This window comes from Chitinophagales bacterium, from assembly GCA_019638515.1.
Classification (GTDB): Bacteria; Bacteroidota; Bacteroidia; order Chitinophagales; family LD1; genus UBA7692.
The window spans coordinates 62,110-83,082 of sequence record JAHBTS010000005.1; the positions used below are offsets into that span (position 1 = coordinate 62,110).

The window sequence follows — 20,973 nt, forward strand, 5'->3', positions numbered from 1 at the left end:
ATTGGTTTGGCTAAAAAAGATGTGTGTTTGTAGTAAAAAGTAATAAATATAAATTTGTTTAATTTGTTTATTGTGTTTTTGTGAGAAATAGAATGGAGCATTGTTGTAAGTAAACCTATATTTACAACGTTCTTGTGAAGGCAATTTTTTACCAACTTTCTGTTGTATCGCGCTCACGCGACTGGCGTTTGAGTTTTGTACCATTCATCATGGGTTGTGTATATCTATGGTTGAGTTGGTTTGCAATTGAGTTGAACAGCAGCAGTGTTTTTTTGGTATTGCTTTCATTGCTTACAACAGTTGGATTTGCAGCTTTGGGATATTTCATAAATGAGTATTTCGATATAGCTAGCGATGCACGTGCCGGGAAGGTAAATAAACTGGCGTACTTGCCTGTGTTGTTACGAGTAGGACTGTTTTTAGCGGCTTTGGCATTGGCTTTTGTGCCTTGGTGCTGGCTGCCTGTGAATGGTGTATCTTGGTTTTTAATTGGTTTGCAGTTGCTCTTTTTTCTACTGTATTCGTTGCCATTCCCGCGGTTAAAGGAGGTGCCGGTGGTTTCTAATTTTATTGATGCCGGATATGCGTATTGGATTCCTTTACTATTGTCGCACCACACGTATGCGCTTTATGCGCAAAAGGAGTGGGCGTATTGGATGCCATTGTTTTCTATGGCGGTTTTCTTAATTGGGTTTAGGAATATTTTAATTCATCAAGTAAATGATGTGTTTAATGATAGGCGCGCAGGTATGCAAACTTTACCTATGCACTTAGGTGTAGATGCAACTACTTTTTTAATTAAGATATTGCTGTTTCACGAAGTGTTGTTTTTAACCGGAGTGTTGGTAATGATTGGAATTGCATTGCCACTTCATTTTGCAATAGTGCTGGTGTATATAGTTGCGGTATCGTATAAGGTATGGACTAATCGTGTGCAGTTTGCTTCACCTTATTTCTCTATTGAGCGTACACGCCATATTACAGACGATGTGAACCAATATGTGCTACCATTAAGTTGGTTGAGTATTCTTGTGTTGAGGCATGTTGGATTTATTTTTTTAGTACCACTACATTTGTTGTTTTTGTTTCCTACGGCTTATTTGATAACTGCATGGACTGCAGTGCTGCTTTACTGTAAAGCATTTTGGTGGTGGTGGGTGCGCTTTGTAACTGTAACGGTACGGCATGGTTTTAGTATGTGCATTAACTATCCAATTTATCTTTTCATGAAGTTGATAGGTGTAGATCTGGCAAAGGAAAAAATGAGTTTATTGGAGTATTGTAAAAAGAAATTTAGCAGCCGATAAATGTGTGGAATAGCAGGAATTATTAGCAGAGATGGAAAGGTAGATGCCGCAGCATTGCGTTGCATGACAGATGCTATTCGCCATAGAGGACCCGATGATGAAGGTGCTTGGATAAACGATACTGCTACGGTTGGGTTGGGGCATAGGCGATTGTCGTTTCTCGATTTAAGTGCGCAAGGGCGGCAGCCACTTTGTAACGAAGACAAAACTATATGGATTACATTTAATGGAGAAATATACAATTATAGTGAACTGAAAGAAACACTCCGGCAGTTGGGGCACACTTTTAAGTCGAATACCGATAGCGAAGTATTGGTGCATGCATACGAACAATGGCGCGAAGCCATGTTGGATAAATTGGTAGGAATGTGGGCTTTTGCAATTTGGGACGAAAAAACGCAAACTTTATTTGCCGCCCGCGACCGTTTTGGCATAAAACCATTGTATTATGGCAATAAACATGGCAAGTTTGTATTTGCATCGGAGATAAAGGCCATTGCAGCATTGCCTAATTTTAGTCTTTCACTTAACTATACAGCTTTTGCAGATTACTTTAATTATCGTTATGTGCCATCGCCCGGTACTATCTGGAATGAATTGAATAAACTTCCGGCTGCACACTATTTGATTTTTAAAAATGGGGAGATAACAATAAAAGAATATTGGCGTTTAGAAAGCAGTAATAATATTGCCAACTACACGCAATTGTTGGAAGAAGTGGGAGACCTGTTGCAAAATTCCATAAGGCAGCATGCTGTGAGCGATGTACCTTTAGGTGCATTTTTAAGTGGAGGTTACGATAGCTCTGCCATTGTTTATTATCTACATAAAATGAACTATCCACTGCAAACTTTTTCTATTGGATTTAGCGGTTGGAATAATAGCGAACATCAATATGCAGAGCAGGTTGCGGCATTGTTTAATAGTAACCATACTTCATATATCGTAAACAATGCACATTTAGATTTACTGGAGCATTTGGCATGGGTGTACGATGAGCCATTGGCAGATATATCTACACTGCCAACTTACATGGTAAGTAAGGTTGCATCGCAGAAAGTAAAAGCTGTAATGAGTGGCGAGGGTAGCGATGAAATTTTTGTGGGATACACTTGGCAGCGCCAGTTTACTCCTCTTAGCTTTAAGCAAAAGGTAAAGTACTTTTTTGAGAAGCATCGCAATCCATTTACGGTAGAGTACTATGCTAATGCAATGGCAATGGGACGCATGGATACTGCAGAACAGCGCTATTTGTTGCACCCCAATTTACATTCCTATATAAGTGCCAACAGCGATTGGTTTTATGCAGCGCAATATCGTAAGGAGTTGCCTCCACTTAAAGCTGTTCAATACATGGATGTAAAATGCTTTATGAACGAATTGGTGCTTGCAAAGATAGACCGTGCCAGTATGGCAAATAGTTTGGAGGTGCGAGTGCCATTCTTACATCATACGTTGTTTGAAAAGATATTTAGCCTGTCATCGTCAGTGTATCATCACCCTGAGCAAACTAAAGTTTTGCTTTTTGAGCAGTTAAAAGAGGTGTTGCCTCAGGAAATTTTAAATAGAAAGAAGCAAGGATTTGTGGGGCCCGATGTCTATTACCAAAACATAGATTGGTATCGCACGGTATTAGATAATTCAAGGTTGGTAGGAGATAAGTTACTGAATAAATTGGCAGTAGAGCAATATCTAAAAACAAATGATAGCTGGCGGCTTTGGAAGATTGCAGTAATGGAAATGTGGTATAGAAAGTGGATGTAACAGTAAATTGTGTAAAATTAGAAAGAAGGTAATGGCGAACGAAAATGTATTTGTATTTGTAGTATGTGGAGGTAAAGAACATATAGATACGCTACACTTTTCTCTGGCAGCATTAAAGAAGTATTCTGCCAGCAAAATAGTAGTACTAACCGATAGTGCCCGCAATGAAACTCCTGTTATTCATGATGCTGTTATAGATGTAAAAACACCTGAAAATTTTAGCCATCATCAGGCAAGTATTTATTTAAAAACGGGTATTCACAAGTTTCTTCCCAAGGGCAATATGTATTGCTACTTAGATACCGATGTAGTGGCGTTAAACAATAAGGTGGATGCTGTTTTTAATCACTTTAAGGCGCCCATTGTTTTTGCTCCCGATCATTGTTTGAGCAACCAATTTAGTCCGGAGGCACTGAATTGTGGTTGCAAGGAGCGGTTTAAGGAGTGGGAAACGGAATTGAATGGACTATTGGAGCGTTATGAAAAGCAAAAAAGGAAACCGGAAAATTTAGAGAAGAAGGAGCAGCTAAAACAGTTGCTGGCTGATATAAAGGAACAGAAATTACGTTATCAATGGATTTCGTTTAAATTTAATTTGAGTAAGCAGAAATTTAAACTGCATAACGATGCTTTCTTCTTAAAAGGAGAGGGTGTTTGGGTTGATAAAGAGGGGGAACCTATACTGTATGAAAAGCGTATGCCAGATATTGAGGAGGTTTCGCCTTATCGAAAGTACGGCTCTGTTCCTCATGTTTGGAAGCGAGACGGTATAGATGTGTATGACCACCCGCAGTGCAATCATCTACACGATGCAATTAAGGAGCAGTTTGGTATAGAAGTGGCAGATCGCCATTGGCAACATTGGAATGGAGGGGTGTTTTTATTCAATGATGAAAGCGCAGACTTTCTTGAACGTTGGCATAAAAAAACAATAGAAATATTTTCTCTTCCTTATTGGCGAGTGCGCGACCAAGGCACGTTGATTGCTACTGTTTGGGAGCTGAGTTTACAAACACATGCCATGCTGCCGCGCCAGTTTAATTTAATTGTAGATTACAGTAAAAAAGATACACAACACCTAGGTAATTTAAGATTCAATGTAAGTGCAGAAGAGGATGAAATAGAACCATGTTTTATACATGTGTATCACCATTGGGCAGATCACGAATGGGATGTTTGGCAGGCAATAGAAGCACATACAGGATTAAGTGTGGAGGCTCCGCCTGCAACTGTGCATGGGTTGTGGATTGGTAATAAATTATCGCCTTTGGAGTTGCTTACTATTCATTCATTTATTGCAAAGGGGCATGAGTTTAAATTGTGGGTGTATGAGCCGTTACAAAATACCCTGCCTAATGGCTTGCAGTTAGGCGATGCCAACGAGATTATTCCGAAAGAAAAGGTTTTTAGCTATAAGCATAAGAGCCAATTTGGGCATGGAAAAGGAAGTGTGGCAGGCTTTAGCGATATTTTTAGGTATAAACTATTGTTTGATAAAGGAGGTTGGTGGGTAGATATGGATATTAGCTGTTTGAAGCCATTTGAAACAGATGCGCCCTATTTTTTCAGAAAGCACCATAACTTAAATGTGGTGGGCAATGTAATGAAATGCCCCAAAGGAAGTTTACTCATGAAGCTATGTTATGAAGAAGCACTGAGTGAAGTAGATGAACACAATACAGATTGGCATAAACCAATTGATATTTTAAATCGAAATATTGAACGCTTACATTTGAGTGGCTATATTGTAGAAAATTGCAGCAACCAAGATAGATGGGACGATACCGGAAGATTTGTTTTTGGTATGGAAGTTATTCCGCAAGAATGGCGTTTTATACATTGGCAAAACGAAGAATGGCGCAGCCAGCAGTTGGATAAGTACAATTTTTATCACAATAGCCAATTGGCAAAATTACTGGAGTCGTATGGTCTTTTTACTATTCCCACTTCAGCGTTTAAGAAGAAATTAAATGAACTTGTTTTTCATTCATTAGTTAGAAAAGCAAAACGGAATTTTTTTAGAGTGTTTCAAAAGTTGGAGTTATGAAATTAAATGAACAAGTGTTAAGCAGCTATGCAGCCTCGCGCAGCAATACGTACAAGAAAATAGTATGCCATGCTCCTTTTGTAAACTTAAATTTTGAACAGAATGGAAATGTTAGAGCCTGCTGCTATAATTTTAAAGATGTGCTTGGTACATGGCCCAAGCAAACCATAAAAGAAATTTGGGAAGGTACGCAGGCCGTTGAGTTGCGAAAGCATATTCGCAACAACGAGTTGGGAGGCGGTTGCACAGAATGCGGCAATATGATTATTGCCGGAAATTACCAAGGTGCCCGCGCAAATTCTTCAGATGAGTATGCGCCCAACAATCTTTCCTCTCGCATACATTATTTTAGAAACAAACTAAACGGGCACATAAATTATCCAAAAGTATTAGAGTTTGAACTTAGCAATGAATGCAATTTAGAGTGTGTAATGTGCAATGGTTATTTCTCTTCGAGTATTCGCAAAAACAGAGAAAATTTGCCTCCTGTAAAAACACCTTACAACGATAAATTTGTGGATGAGTTAGAAGAGTTTATTCCACACTTAACTGATGCTAAATTCTTAGGTGGGGAGCCATTTATGATTGAAATTTATCTGAAAATTTGGGAGCGAATTTTAAAGATAAACCCTGCTGTACGCATACATATTACCACAAATGGTACTATTCTAAACAATCGAATAAAAGATTTGTTGGAAGGTTTAAATGCAGGCATAATTGTGTCCATAGATTCGCTTACAGAGGATACATACAAGAAAATAAGAGTGAATGGAAACTTTAAAAAAGTAATGGAAAACTTAGAGTATTTGCGCGATTATACCAAACGTAAGCACACATTTATTTCTATTGCATCATGCCCCATTATTTACAATTGGAAAGAGTTGCCTGCAATGCTCAATTTCTGTATAGAGAAGGAAATAGCTTTGTATTTTAATGCTGTTTTTTCACCAGCTGAGTTATCGCTGAAAGAGCAATCGAAAGTGTATTTAGAAGAGGTGATTGCATATTTAGAAAACCAACCCGTACCGGAAATAAAGGGGAACCCTAAATCGCCCAAGAATTTAAGCATTAAGGCATATAATGATTTTGTGAAATTATTGCACGGCTGGTTGCAAGAAAAAATGCAAACACCTATTGTAGAAAACGAACACTATTCTTTTGAAAAATCCACCTACGAAAAACAAGAAGATATAGTATGGTCGCTGCCGTTGCTCTTTAGTAAAATTGAAACTTTAGATGCAATGACCCAACAAGGTTATGTAAATAAAGAAGTGGATTTTTTGAATGAAATCACGAATATATTTGTGCTTACGCCACCGGAACATTTAGAAGAAGTTTTTGTGTATTATATGAAAAGGGAAGCAGGAGATAATGTAGATACTGCAAAAGCCTCGGAGATTGCATCTATTATAAATAACCATGCCATGCGCGAAACTATCTTAGTACAAATGGCCAAGGCTTCGCCAAAGGTGCTTGCAGAAAATTTAATTGCATTAGATATTCAACAAATGAAATTGTTGCTGAGTACTCAGTTTTAAACTATACATAGTGCTTTTCGTATCCGGCAATTAGTTCCGGCACGGATTTAGACTCTACTTCTTTTGAAAGAATATCTACCGGAGCTTTGTAGAAATTGATATAAAAATTGCTTATGCCATATCTTGTTTGTAAGGCTTGCTTAGTGGTGTCAAGTTTATTGAAGATAATTTCTACTTTATATTTTTTCTGCTCTTCTCCCTCGTTTGTATTGAGGTAAATGTAATGTGTAATTCTATCTTTAAGCAGTTGGCGGGCAGTATTTTCATTTATGTTTTTTCTTTCCGTTTCTTCTGCTCTTTCGCGATCAATAGCTTCGTTTAGCCAGTTTTTAAACTGAACTTCTATGAGGTTTTTGTAAATGCCGATGTTGTACGCTGCCAAAGGCGCATTTCTTTCATCTTTACTAAATGAAACATTTGAAAGAGTATGGTAAATATTTTCCAGCTCGTTGGATGGCAATGCCCAAATACTCCATTCTAATGGGCGGTGAATGGTATTGAACCAAATATTTACATTGTGTTTGTTTACAAAGCGAATAAATTCGGGCATTTCGTGCCAGTTATTTCGCATGGGATTTACCATAATGCATAGTGTGCGTTGGTTGGTTTTGCAGTATTGATGGTAGAATAAAAAATGCTCCATAACCCGTTCGAAGTGGGCATTTACTCTAATGGTTTCATAGATGTGTGGTGTAAGCGAATCGAGCGAAAGGTTGATATGAATATTGAGTTTACTCAGCCATTCTTTCACTTTGTAATTGAGTACGGTTCCATTGGTGGCTATTACAATTTTTAGCTTGGGATTTAGTTTTTCTACTTTTTCAAAAATTTTAAAAACAATTCCAATCAAAAAAGGTTCGCCTCCATTAAATCGGAGTTCTTTAAGGTGAGGTATAAATTCTTCTAGTTGCTCTACAAATGCCTCATCGTATGGACTACGGATGGCGGGTAATTTTTCTCTGTTTTTACGGATAGATGAAGATAATTCTCCAATGCACATTACGCATTCTAAATTGCAGGTATTGTTGAGCTCTAATTCCAGCATGCTTGGGTATGCTGCCGGCTCATTTACATCGTAGGCTTTTGCCAACACAGAGGTGTAATTTCCAATGTTCAAATTTTTCAAGCAAACACCGCATTTGTCATTCAGGTTGTATGCCAATAGGTTTTTTCTGAGTGTTTGGTATTTTTCGCCAAACCAAATTTCTCGTATAGATTTTTGGGGATATGAGTCGGGTTCTGTAAAAGTAAGCCAGCATGGTGCGCAATCGCCATGTACATTAAAATACATATTGCTGAAGGGGGCATGGCAAATGTGTTTGCTATGCGGTTTCCCACGTGCTGCATTGTATGCAACAATAACTTCCGATGGAAGGTTTATGCCTTCGGGATTGTTGCGTAAAGTACTAGCTGCTTTACTTAATAGCTTTAGTATCTGCTGTTTCATTTCGATACTAATTTAATAAATGGTAGTGTTTCGCGCGCCTTAGTTTTCAAGTGTTCTACATCATTTTCAATGAGCGATTGTAATGCAATATCGGGATTGCCAAGTACTATCATACTGTATATTTTTGTTTGTTCTTCTTCAGTAAATGTTGAGGTAACTGCTTTTACTTTTTCTTCAATATCTTGTATGGTAAGTCCGTTTGGCAAAATTGTGTTGGCAGCGGCAGTGCGCAACTGTTGCAGCACTTCGTTTGGGGTTACTACTTGCGAAATATGTATGTCTTTGCGTTTGTGAATAAGTTCCGGGTTCTCGTTTTGAACCAACTCTGCTTCAAAGCGATATTCGAGATAGCGTTTTTCTTCTGGATTGTTTATGTATGTTTGAATATACTTTTTAAAGTCTTCAAAGCATCTGTAATTGTGCCTTTCTTTTTGCGTAAAGCGCGGAAGCGAAACGTGTTGCATGTAATCTAAGATTAACGCTAGCTCCTGCGTATTATATTCTGTAATAGAGAATTGAACAGGTCTTTCTAAATAGCTGATAAAGATAAAAGCATCTACCTCGTTGCAAAGGTTAATAACTCTTGGTAGTTCGCGCCAGTTATCTTTTTGTACCGTAAAACTGAGCGATAGGTATTTGCCTTTTTTTCTACAAACCTCACTAAATCGCTTGATGTTATTCATTAGTTTTTCATGCTGAATATTCTTGCGAATGCTTTCAACAGTATTCTTATCTACAGCATCAATGCTTACGGCAATATCGAAATCAAGATCGTTGATAAGGGCTTCTATTTTACTATTCCAGTGGCTACCATTAGTAATAACAAATAGTGGTAATTTGGGGTTTAGTTGTTTTACTAAATCCCAAATTTTGTAATAGATTGAAATTAAAAATGGTTCTCCACCATAAAATTTAGCTTCCTTTAAGTGTGGAATATATTTAGCCAACTGCTCTAAGAAAGTGTCGTCATAGGGCATTGGAATTGGCGGTAGTTTATCTCTATTTTTTCGGATGCTGCTGCTCACTTCGCCCACACACATTTGGCATTCGAGGTTGCATTCGTTGCTAAGTTCAAACTCCATTACTTGAGGAAAATGTGCAGCTGTGTTTTTATAGTACTTATCAAAAACTAAAGGTTTTAAGTTGCTGAATTTACCTTTTTCAAAAAAGTATTTGCAATGCTGGCAGCCATAATTGAGATCGTTGTGCAGCATGTGTGTGCGCAATTGGTTTGCCTCGGTACTATTCCAAATTTCGTCTATAGTTTGGTTGGGATATTGTCCTAATTGCACATCTCTGTTGTAAGAGCAAGCAAATACTTTGCCTGAGAAGGAAAAGGTTAAGCTATTAAACGGTACATAGCAAAATACTGGCTTAGCACCTAAGTGGCGAAAGTGGTTGTATTGGCGGTACTGCTTCAGATTAAGCGTGTGGTATCCGGCTTTTTGAGATGCCTCATGGGTTCGTTTATCCGTAAGGCGGGTTTTAATGTGTTCTATTAAGTCCATGCGTAAATTCAGCAACTAATGTATAAATGTTTATGGCATGAGTAGTAAACATCTTATGCCATAATGTGAATAGATGGTAAATGTAAACTGTATTACAATTTAAATTTACAATGCCTTTAGTTGGAAAGCAGCTTAGATTTTTCTAACTCGTTGTAAATAATAGTTGCCATAATACGATAGCCGTTTGCATTATGGTGTCCGTCATATACCCAGTAGTAAGGGTCGGTAGCATTGGGTTTTTCTACCTGCATAGCTTTTCTATATGCAGGTAATAAATCTACATGGTAAATTTCCGGATGTTGTTGTAAAAAAGTATCGAAAAACGACATGTTGTATTCATATTGGTTGTTTTCTATTTCATTTCGTTCAGGTTTCTTAAAGAGGAAAATTTTAGTGTTGTGTTGCGCTGCCATGCGTGCAATTTCGCTGAACATTTCATTCCATTTTGGTTGGAGTTTTTTTAGTTCTTCATTTAGTTGCCAATTAGTATAGAATGCGGATTTGTAACTTATGCCGGCAGCATGAAAAAACAATCTTGCTATGTAGCTCGAAGCATAAACAACCTCCCACCAAGGACCTTTGCGTGTTTGCCAACCGGTAGCAGTAAATCTTTCTATTCCACCTCGGCTTAATACATCTGCCGTAAAGTCGAAAGTACCATAACACAATACAATTACTTTGGGCTGAAACTGGCTGCCCACTTTAGTAAATTGTGGGATATAAAAGCCAGGGTCGTTGCCGCATAAGCCAAAGTTCTGAACCTGATACTTTGGACCTAACAAGTTTCTGAGAATAGCCGGATAACTGGAGTCGAAAGCCGCTCCATCGCCTTCGGTGAAACTATCGCCATAGGTTTGTATTAAAAACTTAGAGGTGTTGTGCATAAAATGCATATCACTAAATCCCCACTGGTTTCTTGTTCTCTTAAAACTATACTCCGGAGCTGTTAGATATGCGGTAGTGTTCGGTGTATGGCATCTGACAGAATCATAACTTTTATAGTTAAATAGTGATTGATAGGTGTTGTTTCGCCTTTCAATATAAATTTGATTGAGGCCGGTGAGCATAAGCAGGAACTCTACTGCCAGCAATGTGAGCATGGTGGAGTTGAGTACCACTTTCCATTTTAGATTCACTTTGGTAAGATGAAAAAGCAATGCAATAAAGAACCAGATTGAAATTAGTACCCCAAAGTGTGTATGCCATTTTATGAAATTTAACCCTACCTGTGAATACCAATATACTTCCCAACCAATGTATGCGGATAATAAGAGCAGAACAAGAATCCAAAATGGAATATTGATAGTAACATTAATCTTGAAATTGGTACTGATGCCAAACAAGGAGAATTTTTCTCTATTCATTTATCCCAAACATAGGGCTTTTTGGAATAAATAGATAAGCTGCCGATAAGCAGAGGGAAAATATAAAGGTGCATTGTTTTTTTGAACGAATGCACCTTTATGCTTGTGTGCTTGGTTTAGGCGTTGGGTTGCGGAAGTGCTTCTATTACAAACACTAATCCTTCGCCTTCAAAAGCATCTACTTTTACGGTGTTGTTTTTATCTATTTCGCCAGCAAGAATTTTTTTGCTTAAAGCATTTATTACTTCTTTTTGAATGATTCTTTTTAGCGGGCGCGCACCATATTGTGGATCAAAGCCTTCTGCACCTAAGTAGTCGAGTGCTTCGTTGGTAAACTCTATGGTTATTTCTCGCTGAGCCAATAAGGTACGAAGGTTGGCAAGTTGCAGTTCCACAATTTGTCTTATCTGCTTACGCATGAGCGGATGGAACATTACTATTTCATCAATTCTGTTTAAGAACTCAGGGCGCACGGTTTGTTTAAGTCGCTCCAATACCTCCAGTTTGGTAGTTTCTACTATGGAGTCGAGATTGCTTTCATCGTTTATGCGTTCAAAATTGGCTTGGATGATATCGCTTCCAATATTGGAAGTCATAATGATGATGGTGTTTTTGAAGTTTACTGTTCTGCCTTTATTGTCGGTTAGGCGGCCATCGTCTAGCACTTGCAATAAGGTGTTGAATACATCGGGGTGTGCTTTTTCAATTTCATCGAAAAGCACTACACTGTATGGTTTTCTGCGTACAGCTTCGGTGAGTTGTCCGCCTTCATCGTAGCCTACATAGCCCGGAGGAGAACCAACTAGGCGGCTCACGCTGTGTTTTTCTTGGTATTCGCTCATGTCTATTCGTATCATGGCGTTTTCATCGTTAAACAATACGTAGCTAAGCGCTTTGCTGAGTTCTGTTTTACCAACTCCGGTTGTACCTAGAAATAAGAATGAACCAATGGGTTTTCTTTCATCTTGCAATCCTGCACGGCTTCTGCGTATGGCATCGCTTACGGCAATAATAGCTTCATCTTGTCCCTTTACTTTTTCGCGGAGCCGATCTTCTAGCAGCAGTAATTTTTCTTTTTCGCCTTCGAGCATTCTGGTAACGGGAATGCCTGTCCATTTGCTTACAATGGCTGCAATGTCTTCGGCATCTACTTCTTCTTTGAGCATTCTGTTATCGGGAGAGATGGCTGCCAATTGTTTTTCAAAATTTTTAATTGCTTGCTCTGCTTCTTTTATTTTGCCATAGCGTATTTCTGCTACTTTTCCATAGTTCCCTTCGCGCTCTGCTTGCTCTGCTTCTAGTTTATAGCTTTCTATTTTTTTCTTTTCGTCTTGTATTTTTTCAACTACTTCTTTTTCGCTTTGCCATTTGGCTTTTAGCTCGTTGCGCTCATCAAATAGGTTGGCAAGTTGCTCTTTCAGTTCGTTTAGTTTTTTATCATCGTTTTCGCGTTTAATGGCTTCTACCTCTATTTCTAGCTGCATAATTTTGCGTTCTATTTCATCTAATGTTTCGGGTAGCGAATCCATTTCGAGGCGCAGTTTTGCAGCCGCTTCATCTACTAAATCTATGGCTTTGTCGGGCAAAAATCTATCGCTGATATAGCGGTTAGAAAGTGCCACGGAGGCAATAATAGCTTCGTCTTTTATTTTTACTTTATGGTGTGTTTCGTAGCGTTCTTTAAGACCGCGCAGTATTGAAATGGCATCTTCTACACTGGGTTCTTCCACCATTACTTTTTGGAAGCGTCTTTCGAGGGCTTTATCTTTTTCAAAATACTTTTGGTATTCGTTTAGTGTGGTAGCGCCAACGGCTCGCAGTTCACCGCGTGCCAATTCTGGTTTAATAATATTAGCTGCATCCATAGCGCCTTCGGTAGCGCCTGCGCCCACGAGTGTGTGAATTTCATCAATAAAAAGTATAATGCTTCCGTTGCTTTCTTTTACCTCTTTTACTACAGCTTTTAGGCGCTCTTCGAAGTCGCCACGGTATTTTGCACCTGCCATGAGTGCGCCCATGTCTAATGCAAAAATGGTTTTGTTTTTTAAGTTTTCGGGCACATCGCCATTTACCATTCGGTGTGCTATGCCTTCGGCAATGGCGGTTTTACCAACGCCCGGTTCGCCAACCAGCAGCGGATTGTTTTTTGTTTTGCGCGAGAGAATGTGCATTACCCTGCGTATTTCTTCATCGCGACCAATTACCGGATCGAGCTTGCCGCTTCGTGCGCGCTCGTTTAGGTTAATGGCATATTTTGCGAGTGCGTTGTAAGTGGTATCGCTGTCTTGTGCGGTTACTTTATTGCCTTTGCGCAATTCTGTGATTGCAGCACGTAATTTTTTTTCTTCTACACCAACTTCTTTTAGAAGTTGGCTGGCATCGTCTTTGGTTGAAAGCATGGCTAAAAGCAGGTGTTCTAGTGTTACATAGCTGTCGCCCATTTCTTTCATAAATTTATTGGCGTGCAATACCATTTGTCCAAAACTTTGCGATGGAGTTAGATTTTGGCTGCTGCCCGAAACTTTAGGTAGCGCCTTTAATTTTTCTTCTACCTTACCTAATAGAATATTTTTGTTTACTCCTGCTTTTTCGAGTATAAATGGAAGTGCATCTTCATCGGTATCTAACATGCCTTTGAGCATGTGTAAGGTATCTAAATATGGATGTGCATTATCGAAGGCATTTTGCTGCGCTTGGTTAATGGCTTCGATTGCTTTTACGGTGAAATTGTTTACGTTCATTTTATAGGTTTTACTGCTATGCCATCAATCTTTACACCAAGTAATATATTCGGAAGAAACGGCAGTTTTTAAAGAAGTATTTGAAAATATGTCGGAATATTTCTTCATGAAATTGTCATTTTTTCAGGTTTAATTTGGAGTAAACGCATCTATTGTTATATTTTTATGGAAAGTCTATGTGTATGAAAATAGGTTTTACCATTTCTACATTATTGCTGCTTGTTATAGCAATAATAGGTTGTGCTAAGGAGCGCGAAGTTACGCCCAATACTACCAAACAAGTTTCGTATAATGGCGGCAGTGGCAATTCTAGCGGCAACGGTACTAATATAGGAGGAAAGCCAACTCCGGGCAATGGAAATCCTGCTTTGCCGCCTTCGCATACGGGCACAGCTGCAAATTGTAATAGTTGCCATAAAGGTAAGTTGGGAATAATTGATTTTGAAAGTGCCGATAACCCTAGCGCCTCTACTGTGTTTACCACGCAGCACAATGGATTGCTCAGTAATATAAAAGGCGAATAGCGACTGGTTTATTTATGGCTTTCTACTGCTTTTTTTACGCTGCCATGTTTTAAAAGTAAGGCATGGCTTTCTTCGTACGAAAGTTGCAGCGCTTCTTGAATCATTCGGGTACCGCGGTCTAATAATTTTTCGTTGGTGAGTTGCATATTTACCATGCGGTTGTCTTCTACTCTACCAAGTTTTATCATGAGTGAAGTAGAGAGCATGTTTAGAACCAATTTTTGTGCTGTTCCGGCTTTCATCCTAGTGCTTCCGGTTACAAATTCCGCTCCCACGATTACTTCAATAGGAAAGTGGCATGCTGCCGCTACGGGCGTTTGCTCGTTGCAGGTAATACAAGCGGTTAAAATGCCGGCTTCTTTGCATTTTAATAGCGCACCAACTACATAAGGCGTGGTGCCCGAGGCTGCAATACCAATTACAACATCGTTGGTAGAAATTTGATGCGTTTGTAAGTCTTCCCATCCTTGTTGGCGGTTGTCTTCAGCAAATTCTACTGCTTTGCGAATGGCGGTATCGCCACCTGCAATTATGCCTATCACCAAATTATGAGGCACACCAAATGTGGGTGGGCATTCGCTGGCATCTACAATGCCTAATCTGCCACTGGTGCCTGCTCCGATATAAAAAAGTCTTCCTCCGGCAAGCATTTTATCTGCTGCGGCATCTACTAATTGTTCAATTTGTGGTAGTGCTTTTTCAACAGCAAGAGGCACTAATTTGTCTTCGGCATTGATGCTTTGTAGCAATTGCCGAGTACTCATGGTTTCTAAATGGTTGTAGTTGGAAGATGCTTCGGTGTGTTTTATCATAAGTTAAAATAAAATTCCGGCAATGGTAGCATTTAGGTACGAAGCTAAAGTGCCGCATAGTAGTGCTCTAAATCCTAATTTGGCGAGGTCTTTCCTTCTTTCGGGAGCTAACTCTCCAATACCTCCCACTTGAATGGCAATGGAAGAAAAATTGGCAAAGCCGCAACATGCAAAACTTGCTATAATAATAGCTTTGGGCGATAGTGTTTGGTTAGCAATCATGGGGCTCATGTTGGCATACGCCACAAATTCATTGATTACCATTTTAGTACCAAGCAAAGAACCAACTGTACTAATATCTTGTACAGGAACACCCATCACAAAGGCAAATAAAGAAAACACGGTTCCAAAAATAGAGTCTAAACTCAGGTGGTTAATATCTACACCAATTGCAGTAAGGTTTATGCCGGTTAAGCCTATCATTCTTCCGCTCCAGCCCAAAAAGGCATTTGCCAGTGCTATCAATCCAATAAATCCAATAAGCATGGCAATTACATTTAAACTAACTTTTAAGCCATCGCCTGCACCATGCGAAATAGCGTCCAATAAATTGGCGTGTGCTTTTTTTACTTCTAATTTTACAGCACCTTTTGTGGCGCTTTCTTCTGTTTCGGGCAACACAATTTTTGAAATTACCAATGCAGCAGGAGCCGCCATAATACTAGCTGCTAAAAGATATGCAGCAGGCACACCCATAGAAATGTAAACAGCCATCACACCACCTGCAATACACGCCATGCTGCCTGCCATGCTTGCCAATAATTCACTGCGTGTCATACTATTCAGGTAGGGTTTAATCATAATTTGAGCCTCTACTTGCCCCACAAATGCAGAAGCAACGTTGCTCAGTGCTTCGCTGCCACTCACCTGCATTAAGGTGTGTACTATGCGCGCAATAAAGCTTACTATTCTTTGCATAATACCTAAGTGATAGCTCATGCTTACCAATACGGCAACAAAAATAATGGTAGGCATAATCTTAAACATGAAGAGGAAGGAATACTGGTCGCCAAAAATGGGTTTCAGTAAGTCTGGGCGCATGAGTCCTCCAAACACAAATTCTCCGCCTTTATCGGCAAAGTTGAGTAGCTTGGTAATAAATGCTCCTGCTTTGGCGAAGAGCATTTCACCAGGTTTTGTTTTTAGTATAAACAAGGCTAAACCAAGTTGCAGCGCTAATCCACTTAACACTAAGCGGTAGTTAATTGCTTTTCTGTTTGAAGAAAATAGAAAGGCAATGCCCAGTATTACGGCAATGCCTAAAAGTCCCATCCAACGCTCCATGTTGTAGTGATTTTAATTAAAGATGAAAGTGTGCTTTGTTTATGCAAAGGCATTTAAGCCTGTAATATCTTGCCCTGTAATAAGTAAGTGAATATCGTGTGTGCCCTCGTACGTAATTACAGTTTCTAAGTTCATTAAATGGCGCATAATCGGATATTCGCCTACAATGCCCATTCCTCCCAACATCTGGCGTGCCTCGCGTGCAATGTTGAGAGCAATTTCGCAACTGTTTCTTTTTGCCATGCTAATTTGTGCAGGAGTAGCTTTGCCTTCGTTTTTTAAAGTTCCCAATCGCCAAACTAAAAGTTGTGCTTTGGTGATTTCGGTAATCATTTCAGCTAACTTCTTTTGCTGTAATTGGAATTGCGCAATTGGTTTGCCAAATTGAATGCGTTCTTTGGCATAGCGCAATGCAGTGTCGTAGCAATCTAAGGCAGCGCCAATTGCTCCCCATGCAATTCCGTATCGGGCGCTGGAAAGGCAGCCGAGAGGCCCTTTTAATCCTTCTACATTTGGGAGTAAGTTTTCTTTAGGCACTTTCACATTGTCGAATACCAATTCTCCGGTAGTAGAAGCCCGCAAACTCCACTTGCCGTGCATGGTTGGTGTAGAAAAGCCCTCCATGCCACGCTCTACCACTAAACCCCTGATTTTTCCGGCTTCATTTTTTGCCCATACCACGGCTATGTCGGCAAATGGGGCATTGGAAATCCAAATTTTAGCACCATTGAGCAGGTAGTGGTCGCCTTTATCTTTAATGGTGGTTTCCATACCGCTTGGGTTGCTGCCGTGATTAGGCTCTGTAAGCCCAAAGCAACCAAATAATTCACCTTTGGCTAATTTGGGAAGATACTTTTTGCGTTGTTCTTCGTTGCCATATTTGTAAATTGGGTACATTACCAATGAACCTTGTACCGATGCCGTAGAGCGAATGCCGGAGTCGCAGCGTTCTAGTTCCTGCATAATAATGCCGTAGGTAATTTCATCCATACCCCCACCGCCATATTCTGCCGGAATGCTAGGGCCAAATGCTCCAATTTCGCCTAAACTTTTAACGATATGCCTTGGAAATTCTGCCCGTTGTGCATAGTCTTCAATAATTGGACTGAGTTCTTTTTTTACCCATGTGCGTACTGTTTCGCGAATAAGTTTTTGCTCCGTGGTTAATAAATCGTCCACTAAGTAATAGTCGTGATGTTGGTATTGGTCTGTCCTCATAAAAAATTTTAGCGCTGTAAATATAGAAAGGCAAATGAGTTTAAGATTTTTTTAAGTCGGATTTTGGCAGTAGGTGTTATCATGCTACTGTAGGTTTTAGATAATTAGCGGAGTTTTCCACAAATGGTTCTAAAATCTTGAATAGAAAATCTACATTCGCCCTTCCAAAAATTTACAATTAGCAATGAACGCATCAGAAATTGCCAAACTCATTGGAGAAGAAAAAGCGAAGTTCCTTCTTGAACACCAAAGCAAAACTATTAGCAAAGAGCAAATTCATATCCCTAATCCGGATTTTATAGATAAACTTTGGGTACAGAGCAATCGTTCTCCTCAGGTATTGAATAATTTACAGCGCCTGGCAGGCACAGGGCGCCTTGCCAATACCGGATATGTATCCATATTGCCAGTAGATCAAGGTATTGAACATAGTGCAGGCGCTTCGTTTACGCCTAACGTGCCTATGTACGACCCCGAAAATATTGTAAAACTTGCAATTGAAGGAGGTTGCAATGCCGTTGCTTCAACCTATGGTGTGTTAGGTATTGTGGCAAGAAAGTACGCGCATAAAATTCCTTTTGTGGTAAAAATTAATCACAATGAATTTATCAGCTATCCAAATAGTTTCGATCAAATAATGTTTGGAACCGTAAAAGATGCGTGGAATATGGGCGCAGCTGCAGTAGGGGCTACTATTTATTTTGGAAGCGAAGAAAGTAAACGCCAGATAGTAGAAGTTGCCGAAGCATTTGAATATGCACACGAACTTGGTATGGCTACTATTCTTTGGTGCTATACGCGCAACAGTGCATTCAAGAAAGATGGTGTAGATTATCATGTGTCGGCAGATTTAACAGGCCAAGCCAACCACTTAGGCGTAACCATTCAGGCAGATATTATTAAACAAAAACTACCTGAAAACAACGGAGGCTATAACGCTCTTAATTTTGGTAAAACACACAAAAAGGTATATAGCGAACTTACTACCGACCATCCAATAGACCTAACCCGCTACCAAGTGGCAAATTGCTATATGGGTAGAGTTGGACTTATTAATAGCGGTGGCGCTTCGAGTGGAGAAAGCGACTTGGCAGAAGCAGTAACCACAGCCATTATCAATAAGCGTGCGGGTGGTATGGGTTTAATTAGCGGAAGAAAAGCATTTCAGCGCCCATTGGCTGAAGGTGTTAAGTTGCTGAATGCCATCCAGGACGTATATTTGAGCAAAGAAGTAACCATAGCATAAATACCGTTTGGGGCAGTATGTTCCATAAGGGAATTTTAAAACAGATAATATCTCGAAATTGAGTTGGTGGAAACGCATACGAAAAGGGGTTGAAACTTCAACCAGCGAGAAGAAAGAAGCGCCTGATGGTGTATGGCATCAATGCAGTGCTTGCAAAAAGGCATCGTTGGTTACAGAAATGAAGGCAAATGCATACACTTGTCCATTTTGCAACAACCATGAAAAGATTGATGCCGATGATTATTTCGACATTATTTTTGATAACAGCCGATGGGAAGAAAAATTCCCGGATCTTGTTTCGGTAGATACCTTGAACTTTTCTGATTTAAAACCATACAAAAAGCGCATTCACGAAGCAACTGTAACTAGTGGTTTAAAAGATGCCATTCGCGTTGCATTTGGCAAAGCAGGTGGCGAAAACCTTACCATTGCAGCAATGGATTTTCGCTTCATTGGAGGTTCTATGGGCAGTGTGGTAGGCGAAAAGATTTCATTGGCAATTGATGTTGCTATAGAGCACAAAACACCTCTACTTATTATTTCAAAATCGGGAGGTGCGCGTATGCAAGAGAGTGCTTTTTCACTCATGCAAATGGCAAAAACAGCCGCTAAGCTCAACTTGTTGGCGAATGCAAAGTTGCCCTATATTTCACTTATGACCAATCCTACCACCGGAGGCGTAACGGCATCGTTTGCCATGCTGGGCGATTTTAATATTGCAGAACCTGATGCCCTCATTGGTTTTGCAGGACCGCGTGTAATTGAAGAAACAATTAAAAAGAAACTGCCGGAAGGTTTTCAAACTTCAGAATTTCAGTTAGAAAATGGATTTCTGGATTTTATTGTTGATAGAAAACAACTACGCGAAAAGTTGATTACCCTATTGGAACTTCTAAGAAAATAACACCATTATTCATTTCAAAATAAAATTAAAAATATGAGCAAAGAAGTAGTTATAGTATCGGCAACACGCTCGCCAATTGGCAGTATGAGTGGTGTTCTTTCATCGCTTTCGGCAGTGGAATTAGGCGCACAAGCCATTAAAAAAGCTGTTGAAAAAGCAGGCATTACAGGCAATGATGTGCAAGAAGTAATTATGGGCAATGTAATACAGGCAAATACAGGGCAAGCTCCTGCACGCCAAGCAGCTTTGGCAGCAGGTGTACAGCCCGGAGCTACTTGCACTACCGTAAATAAAGTGTGTGCATCGGGTATGAAAGCCGTAATTCTTGGTGCCCAATCTATTTTGTTGGGCGATAAAGATATTGTGGTAGCAGGCGGAATGGAAAGCATGACCAATGCTCCTTATTTGCTCAATAGCGCTCGTAATGGTTACCGCTATGGCAATGGTGAATTGCTCGATTCTATTGTGCGCGATGCTCTGCAAGATCCCTACACAAAACAAATGATGGGTAACAGTGGCGACCGTTGTGCCCAAAAATTTAATTTCAGCAGAGAAGACCAAGATGCTTATGCCGTTGAATCGTATCGCAGAGCTACCGAGGCATATAAAAACGGATGGTTTGCCGATGAACTTTTTGAAGTTGAAATAAAAGGTAAAGGCGATAGCACTTTTGTAAAAGAAGATGAAGAATACAAGAAGTTGAAACCGGAAAAGGTGGCTTCACTGAAACCGGCATTTGGAAAAGATGGAACTGTAACTGCAGTAAACGCTTCTAAGATAAATGATGGTGCTGCGGCATTGGTTTTAATGAGTCGCGAAAAGGCAGATGAATTAGGATTAAAGCCAATTGCACGTATTGTGGGCTATGGCGATGCCGAGCAAGCACCAGACGATTTTACAACTACGCCAGCGCTGGCAATTCCTATTGCGCTTAAAAAAGCAGGATTAGAATTAAGCCAAGTAGATTTTGTAGAAGTAAACGAAGCGTTTAGCAACGTGGCTATGGCCAATACTAAGTTGTTGAACCTATCGCCAGAAAAGGTGAATGTATTTGGTGGTGCTGTTGCTTTAGGACATCCGGTAGGCGTAAGCGGTGCCAGAATTATATGCACATTGCTATCGGTATTAAAACACAAAGGCGGCAAGTATGGCGCTGCCGGAATTTGCAATGGTGGAGGCGGTGCTTCAGCCATTGTAATAGAAAAACTATAGTAGCTGATTTGCAGTAAATAATTTACTTTAACCGATTGTGTGAGTGTATCGCACAAT

15 protein-coding genes are annotated in these 20,973 nt (G+C 39.8%); 8 read left to right on the forward strand and 7 right to left on the reverse strand.

The genetic code is table 11. From position 1 onward, the window contains the following. Positions 1 to 134: 134 nt before the first annotated feature. Genes KF872_09935 through KF872_09950 form a run of 4 tightly spaced genes read left to right on the forward strand, consistent with a single transcriptional unit; the run spans position 135 to position 6,656 of the window. Positions 135 to 1,307 carry a UbiA family prenyltransferase gene (locus KF872_09935; GenBank protein ID MBX2903864.1) on the forward strand — a complete coding sequence of 391 codons (1,173 nt, stop codon included), beginning with the start codon at positions 135 to 137 and terminating at the stop codon, positions 1,305 to 1,307. Then, the gene (gene asnB, locus KF872_09940) at positions 1,308 to 3,071 is read left to right on the forward strand and encodes an asparagine synthase (glutamine-hydrolyzing) (protein MBX2903865.1); all 1,764 of its coding nucleotides are present in this window, start codon (positions 1,308 to 1,310) and stop codon (positions 3,069 to 3,071) included. It abuts the gene before it with no gap. 31 nt (positions 3,072 to 3,102) lie between these two features. Further along, complete coding sequence (locus KF872_09945) at positions 3,103 to 5,118, forward strand: hypothetical protein (protein MBX2903866.1); 2,016 nt, start codon at positions 3,103 to 3,105, stop codon at positions 5,116 to 5,118. Beyond that, positions 5,115 to 6,656: a twitch domain-containing radical SAM protein gene (locus KF872_09950; GenBank protein ID MBX2903867.1), complete on the forward strand. Its 1,542-nt coding sequence runs from the start codon at positions 5,115 to 5,117 to the stop codon at positions 6,654 to 6,656. Before KF872_09945 ends, KF872_09950 begins: the two co-directional genes overlap by 4 nt. A 1-nt stretch (position 6,657) precedes the next feature. On the opposite strand, the gene KF872_09955 is transcribed toward KF872_09950, so the two are convergent. The 4 genes from KF872_09955 to clpB all read right to left on the reverse strand — a co-directional run bounded on the left by KF872_09955 (position 6,658) and on the right by clpB (position 13,716). Next, positions 6,658 to 8,103, reverse strand: coding sequence for a radical SAM protein (locus KF872_09955; GenBank protein MBX2903868.1), 1,446 nt, complete (start codon positions 8,101 to 8,103; stop codon positions 6,658 to 6,660). After that, the gene (locus KF872_09960; protein MBX2903869.1) at positions 8,100 to 9,611 is read right to left on the reverse strand and encodes an SPASM domain-containing protein; all 1,512 of its coding nucleotides are present in this window, start codon (positions 9,609 to 9,611) and stop codon (positions 8,100 to 8,102) included. Before KF872_09960 ends, KF872_09955 begins: the two co-directional genes overlap by 4 nt. A 116-nt stretch (positions 9,612 to 9,727) precedes the next feature. Beyond that, the gene (locus KF872_09965) at positions 9,728 to 10,747 is read right to left on the reverse strand and encodes an SGNH/GDSL hydrolase family protein (protein MBX2903870.1); all 1,020 of its coding nucleotides are present in this window, start codon (positions 10,745 to 10,747) and stop codon (positions 9,728 to 9,730) included. 344 nt (positions 10,748 to 11,091) lie between these two features. Then, complete coding sequence (clpB, locus tag KF872_09970; GenBank protein ID MBX2903871.1) at positions 11,092 to 13,716, reverse strand: ATP-dependent chaperone ClpB; 2,625 nt, start codon at positions 13,714 to 13,716, stop codon at positions 11,092 to 11,094. A 182-nt stretch (positions 13,717 to 13,898) separates the two neighbouring features. Between clpB and KF872_09975 the strand changes: the two genes are divergently transcribed. Beyond that, positions 13,899 to 14,240, forward strand: coding sequence for a hypothetical protein (locus KF872_09975; GenBank protein ID MBX2903872.1), 342 nt, complete (start codon positions 13,899 to 13,901; stop codon positions 14,238 to 14,240). Positions 14,241 to 14,248: 8 nt separating this feature from the next. On the opposite strand, the gene murQ is transcribed toward KF872_09975, so the two are convergent. Genes murQ through KF872_09990 form a run of 3 tightly spaced genes read right to left on the reverse strand, consistent with a single transcriptional unit; the run spans position 14,249 to position 17,554 of the window. Continuing rightward, positions 14,249 to 15,052, reverse strand: a complete 804-nt coding sequence (gene murQ / locus KF872_09980; protein MBX2903873.1) for an N-acetylmuramic acid 6-phosphate etherase — start codon at positions 15,050 to 15,052, stop codon at positions 14,249 to 14,251. Between the two features lie 3 nt (positions 15,053 to 15,055). Further along, the gene (locus KF872_09985) at positions 15,056 to 16,336 is read right to left on the reverse strand and encodes a NupC/NupG family nucleoside CNT transporter (protein MBX2903874.1); all 1,281 of its coding nucleotides are present in this window, start codon (positions 16,334 to 16,336) and stop codon (positions 15,056 to 15,058) included. A gap of 39 nt (positions 16,337 to 16,375) precedes the next feature. Beyond that, positions 16,376 to 17,554: an acyl-CoA dehydrogenase family protein gene (locus KF872_09990; protein MBX2903875.1), complete on the reverse strand. Its 1,179-nt coding sequence runs from the start codon at positions 17,552 to 17,554 to the stop codon at positions 16,376 to 16,378. A gap of 184 nt (positions 17,555 to 17,738) precedes the next feature. On the opposite strand from KF872_09990, the gene KF872_09995 reads away from it, so the two are divergent. From KF872_09995 to KF872_10005, 3 genes are read left to right on the forward strand one after another with little or no spacing between them, the layout of a single operon-like run. Beyond that, positions 17,739 to 18,800: a class I fructose-bisphosphate aldolase gene (locus tag KF872_09995; GenBank protein MBX2903876.1), complete on the forward strand. Its 1,062-nt coding sequence runs from the start codon at positions 17,739 to 17,741 to the stop codon at positions 18,798 to 18,800. A 49-nt stretch (positions 18,801 to 18,849) separates the two neighbouring features. Further along, positions 18,850 to 19,704, forward strand: a complete 855-nt coding sequence (gene accD / locus KF872_10000) for an acetyl-CoA carboxylase, carboxyltransferase subunit beta (GenBank protein ID MBX2903877.1) — start codon at positions 18,850 to 18,852, stop codon at positions 19,702 to 19,704. A 33-nt stretch (positions 19,705 to 19,737) separates the two neighbouring features. After that, positions 19,738 to 20,916 (forward strand): acetyl-CoA C-acyltransferase, encoded by a 1,179-nt coding sequence (locus KF872_10005; GenBank protein ID MBX2903878.1) that lies wholly within the window; start codon positions 19,738 to 19,740, stop codon positions 20,914 to 20,916. Positions 20,917 to 20,973: the final 57 nt, after the last annotated feature.

Excerpts from the sequence above, each read along its gene's own strand:
- murQ (MBX2903873.1), bottom strand. The coding sequence starts at position 15,052 with ATGATAAAACACACCGAAGCATCTTCCAACTACAACCATTTAGAAACC.
- KF872_09945 (MBX2903866.1), top strand. The coding sequence starts at position 3,103 with ATGGCGAACGAAAATGTATTTGTATTTGTAGTATGTGGAGGTAAAGAA.
- KF872_09990 (MBX2903875.1), bottom strand. The coding sequence starts at position 17,554 with ATGAGGACAGACCAATACCAACATCACGACTATTACTTAGTGGACGAT.
- asnB (MBX2903865.1), top strand. The coding sequence starts at position 1,308 with ATGTGTGGAATAGCAGGAATTATTAGCAGAGATGGAAAGGTAGATGCC.
- KF872_10005 (MBX2903878.1), top strand. The coding sequence starts at position 19,738 with ATGAGCAAAGAAGTAGTTATAGTATCGGCAACACGCTCGCCAATTGGC.
- KF872_09950 (MBX2903867.1), top strand. The coding sequence starts at position 5,115 with ATGAAATTAAATGAACAAGTGTTAAGCAGCTATGCAGCCTCGCGCAGC.
- clpB (MBX2903871.1), bottom strand. The coding sequence starts at position 13,716 with ATGAACGTAAACAATTTCACCGTAAAAGCAATCGAAGCCATTAACCAA.
- KF872_09960 (MBX2903869.1), bottom strand. The coding sequence starts at position 9,611 with ATGGACTTAATAGAACACATTAAAACCCGCCTTACGGATAAACGAACC.
- KF872_09995 (MBX2903876.1), top strand. The coding sequence starts at position 17,739 with ATGAACGCATCAGAAATTGCCAAACTCATTGGAGAAGAAAAAGCGAAG.
- KF872_09955 (MBX2903868.1), bottom strand. The coding sequence starts at position 8,103 with ATGAAACAGCAGATACTAAAGCTATTAAGTAAAGCAGCTAGTACTTTA.
- KF872_09975 (MBX2903872.1), top strand. The coding sequence starts at position 13,899 with ATGAAAATAGGTTTTACCATTTCTACATTATTGCTGCTTGTTATAGCA.
- KF872_09985 (MBX2903874.1), bottom strand. The coding sequence starts at position 16,336 with ATGGAGCGTTGGATGGGACTTTTAGGCATTGCCGTAATACTGGGCATT.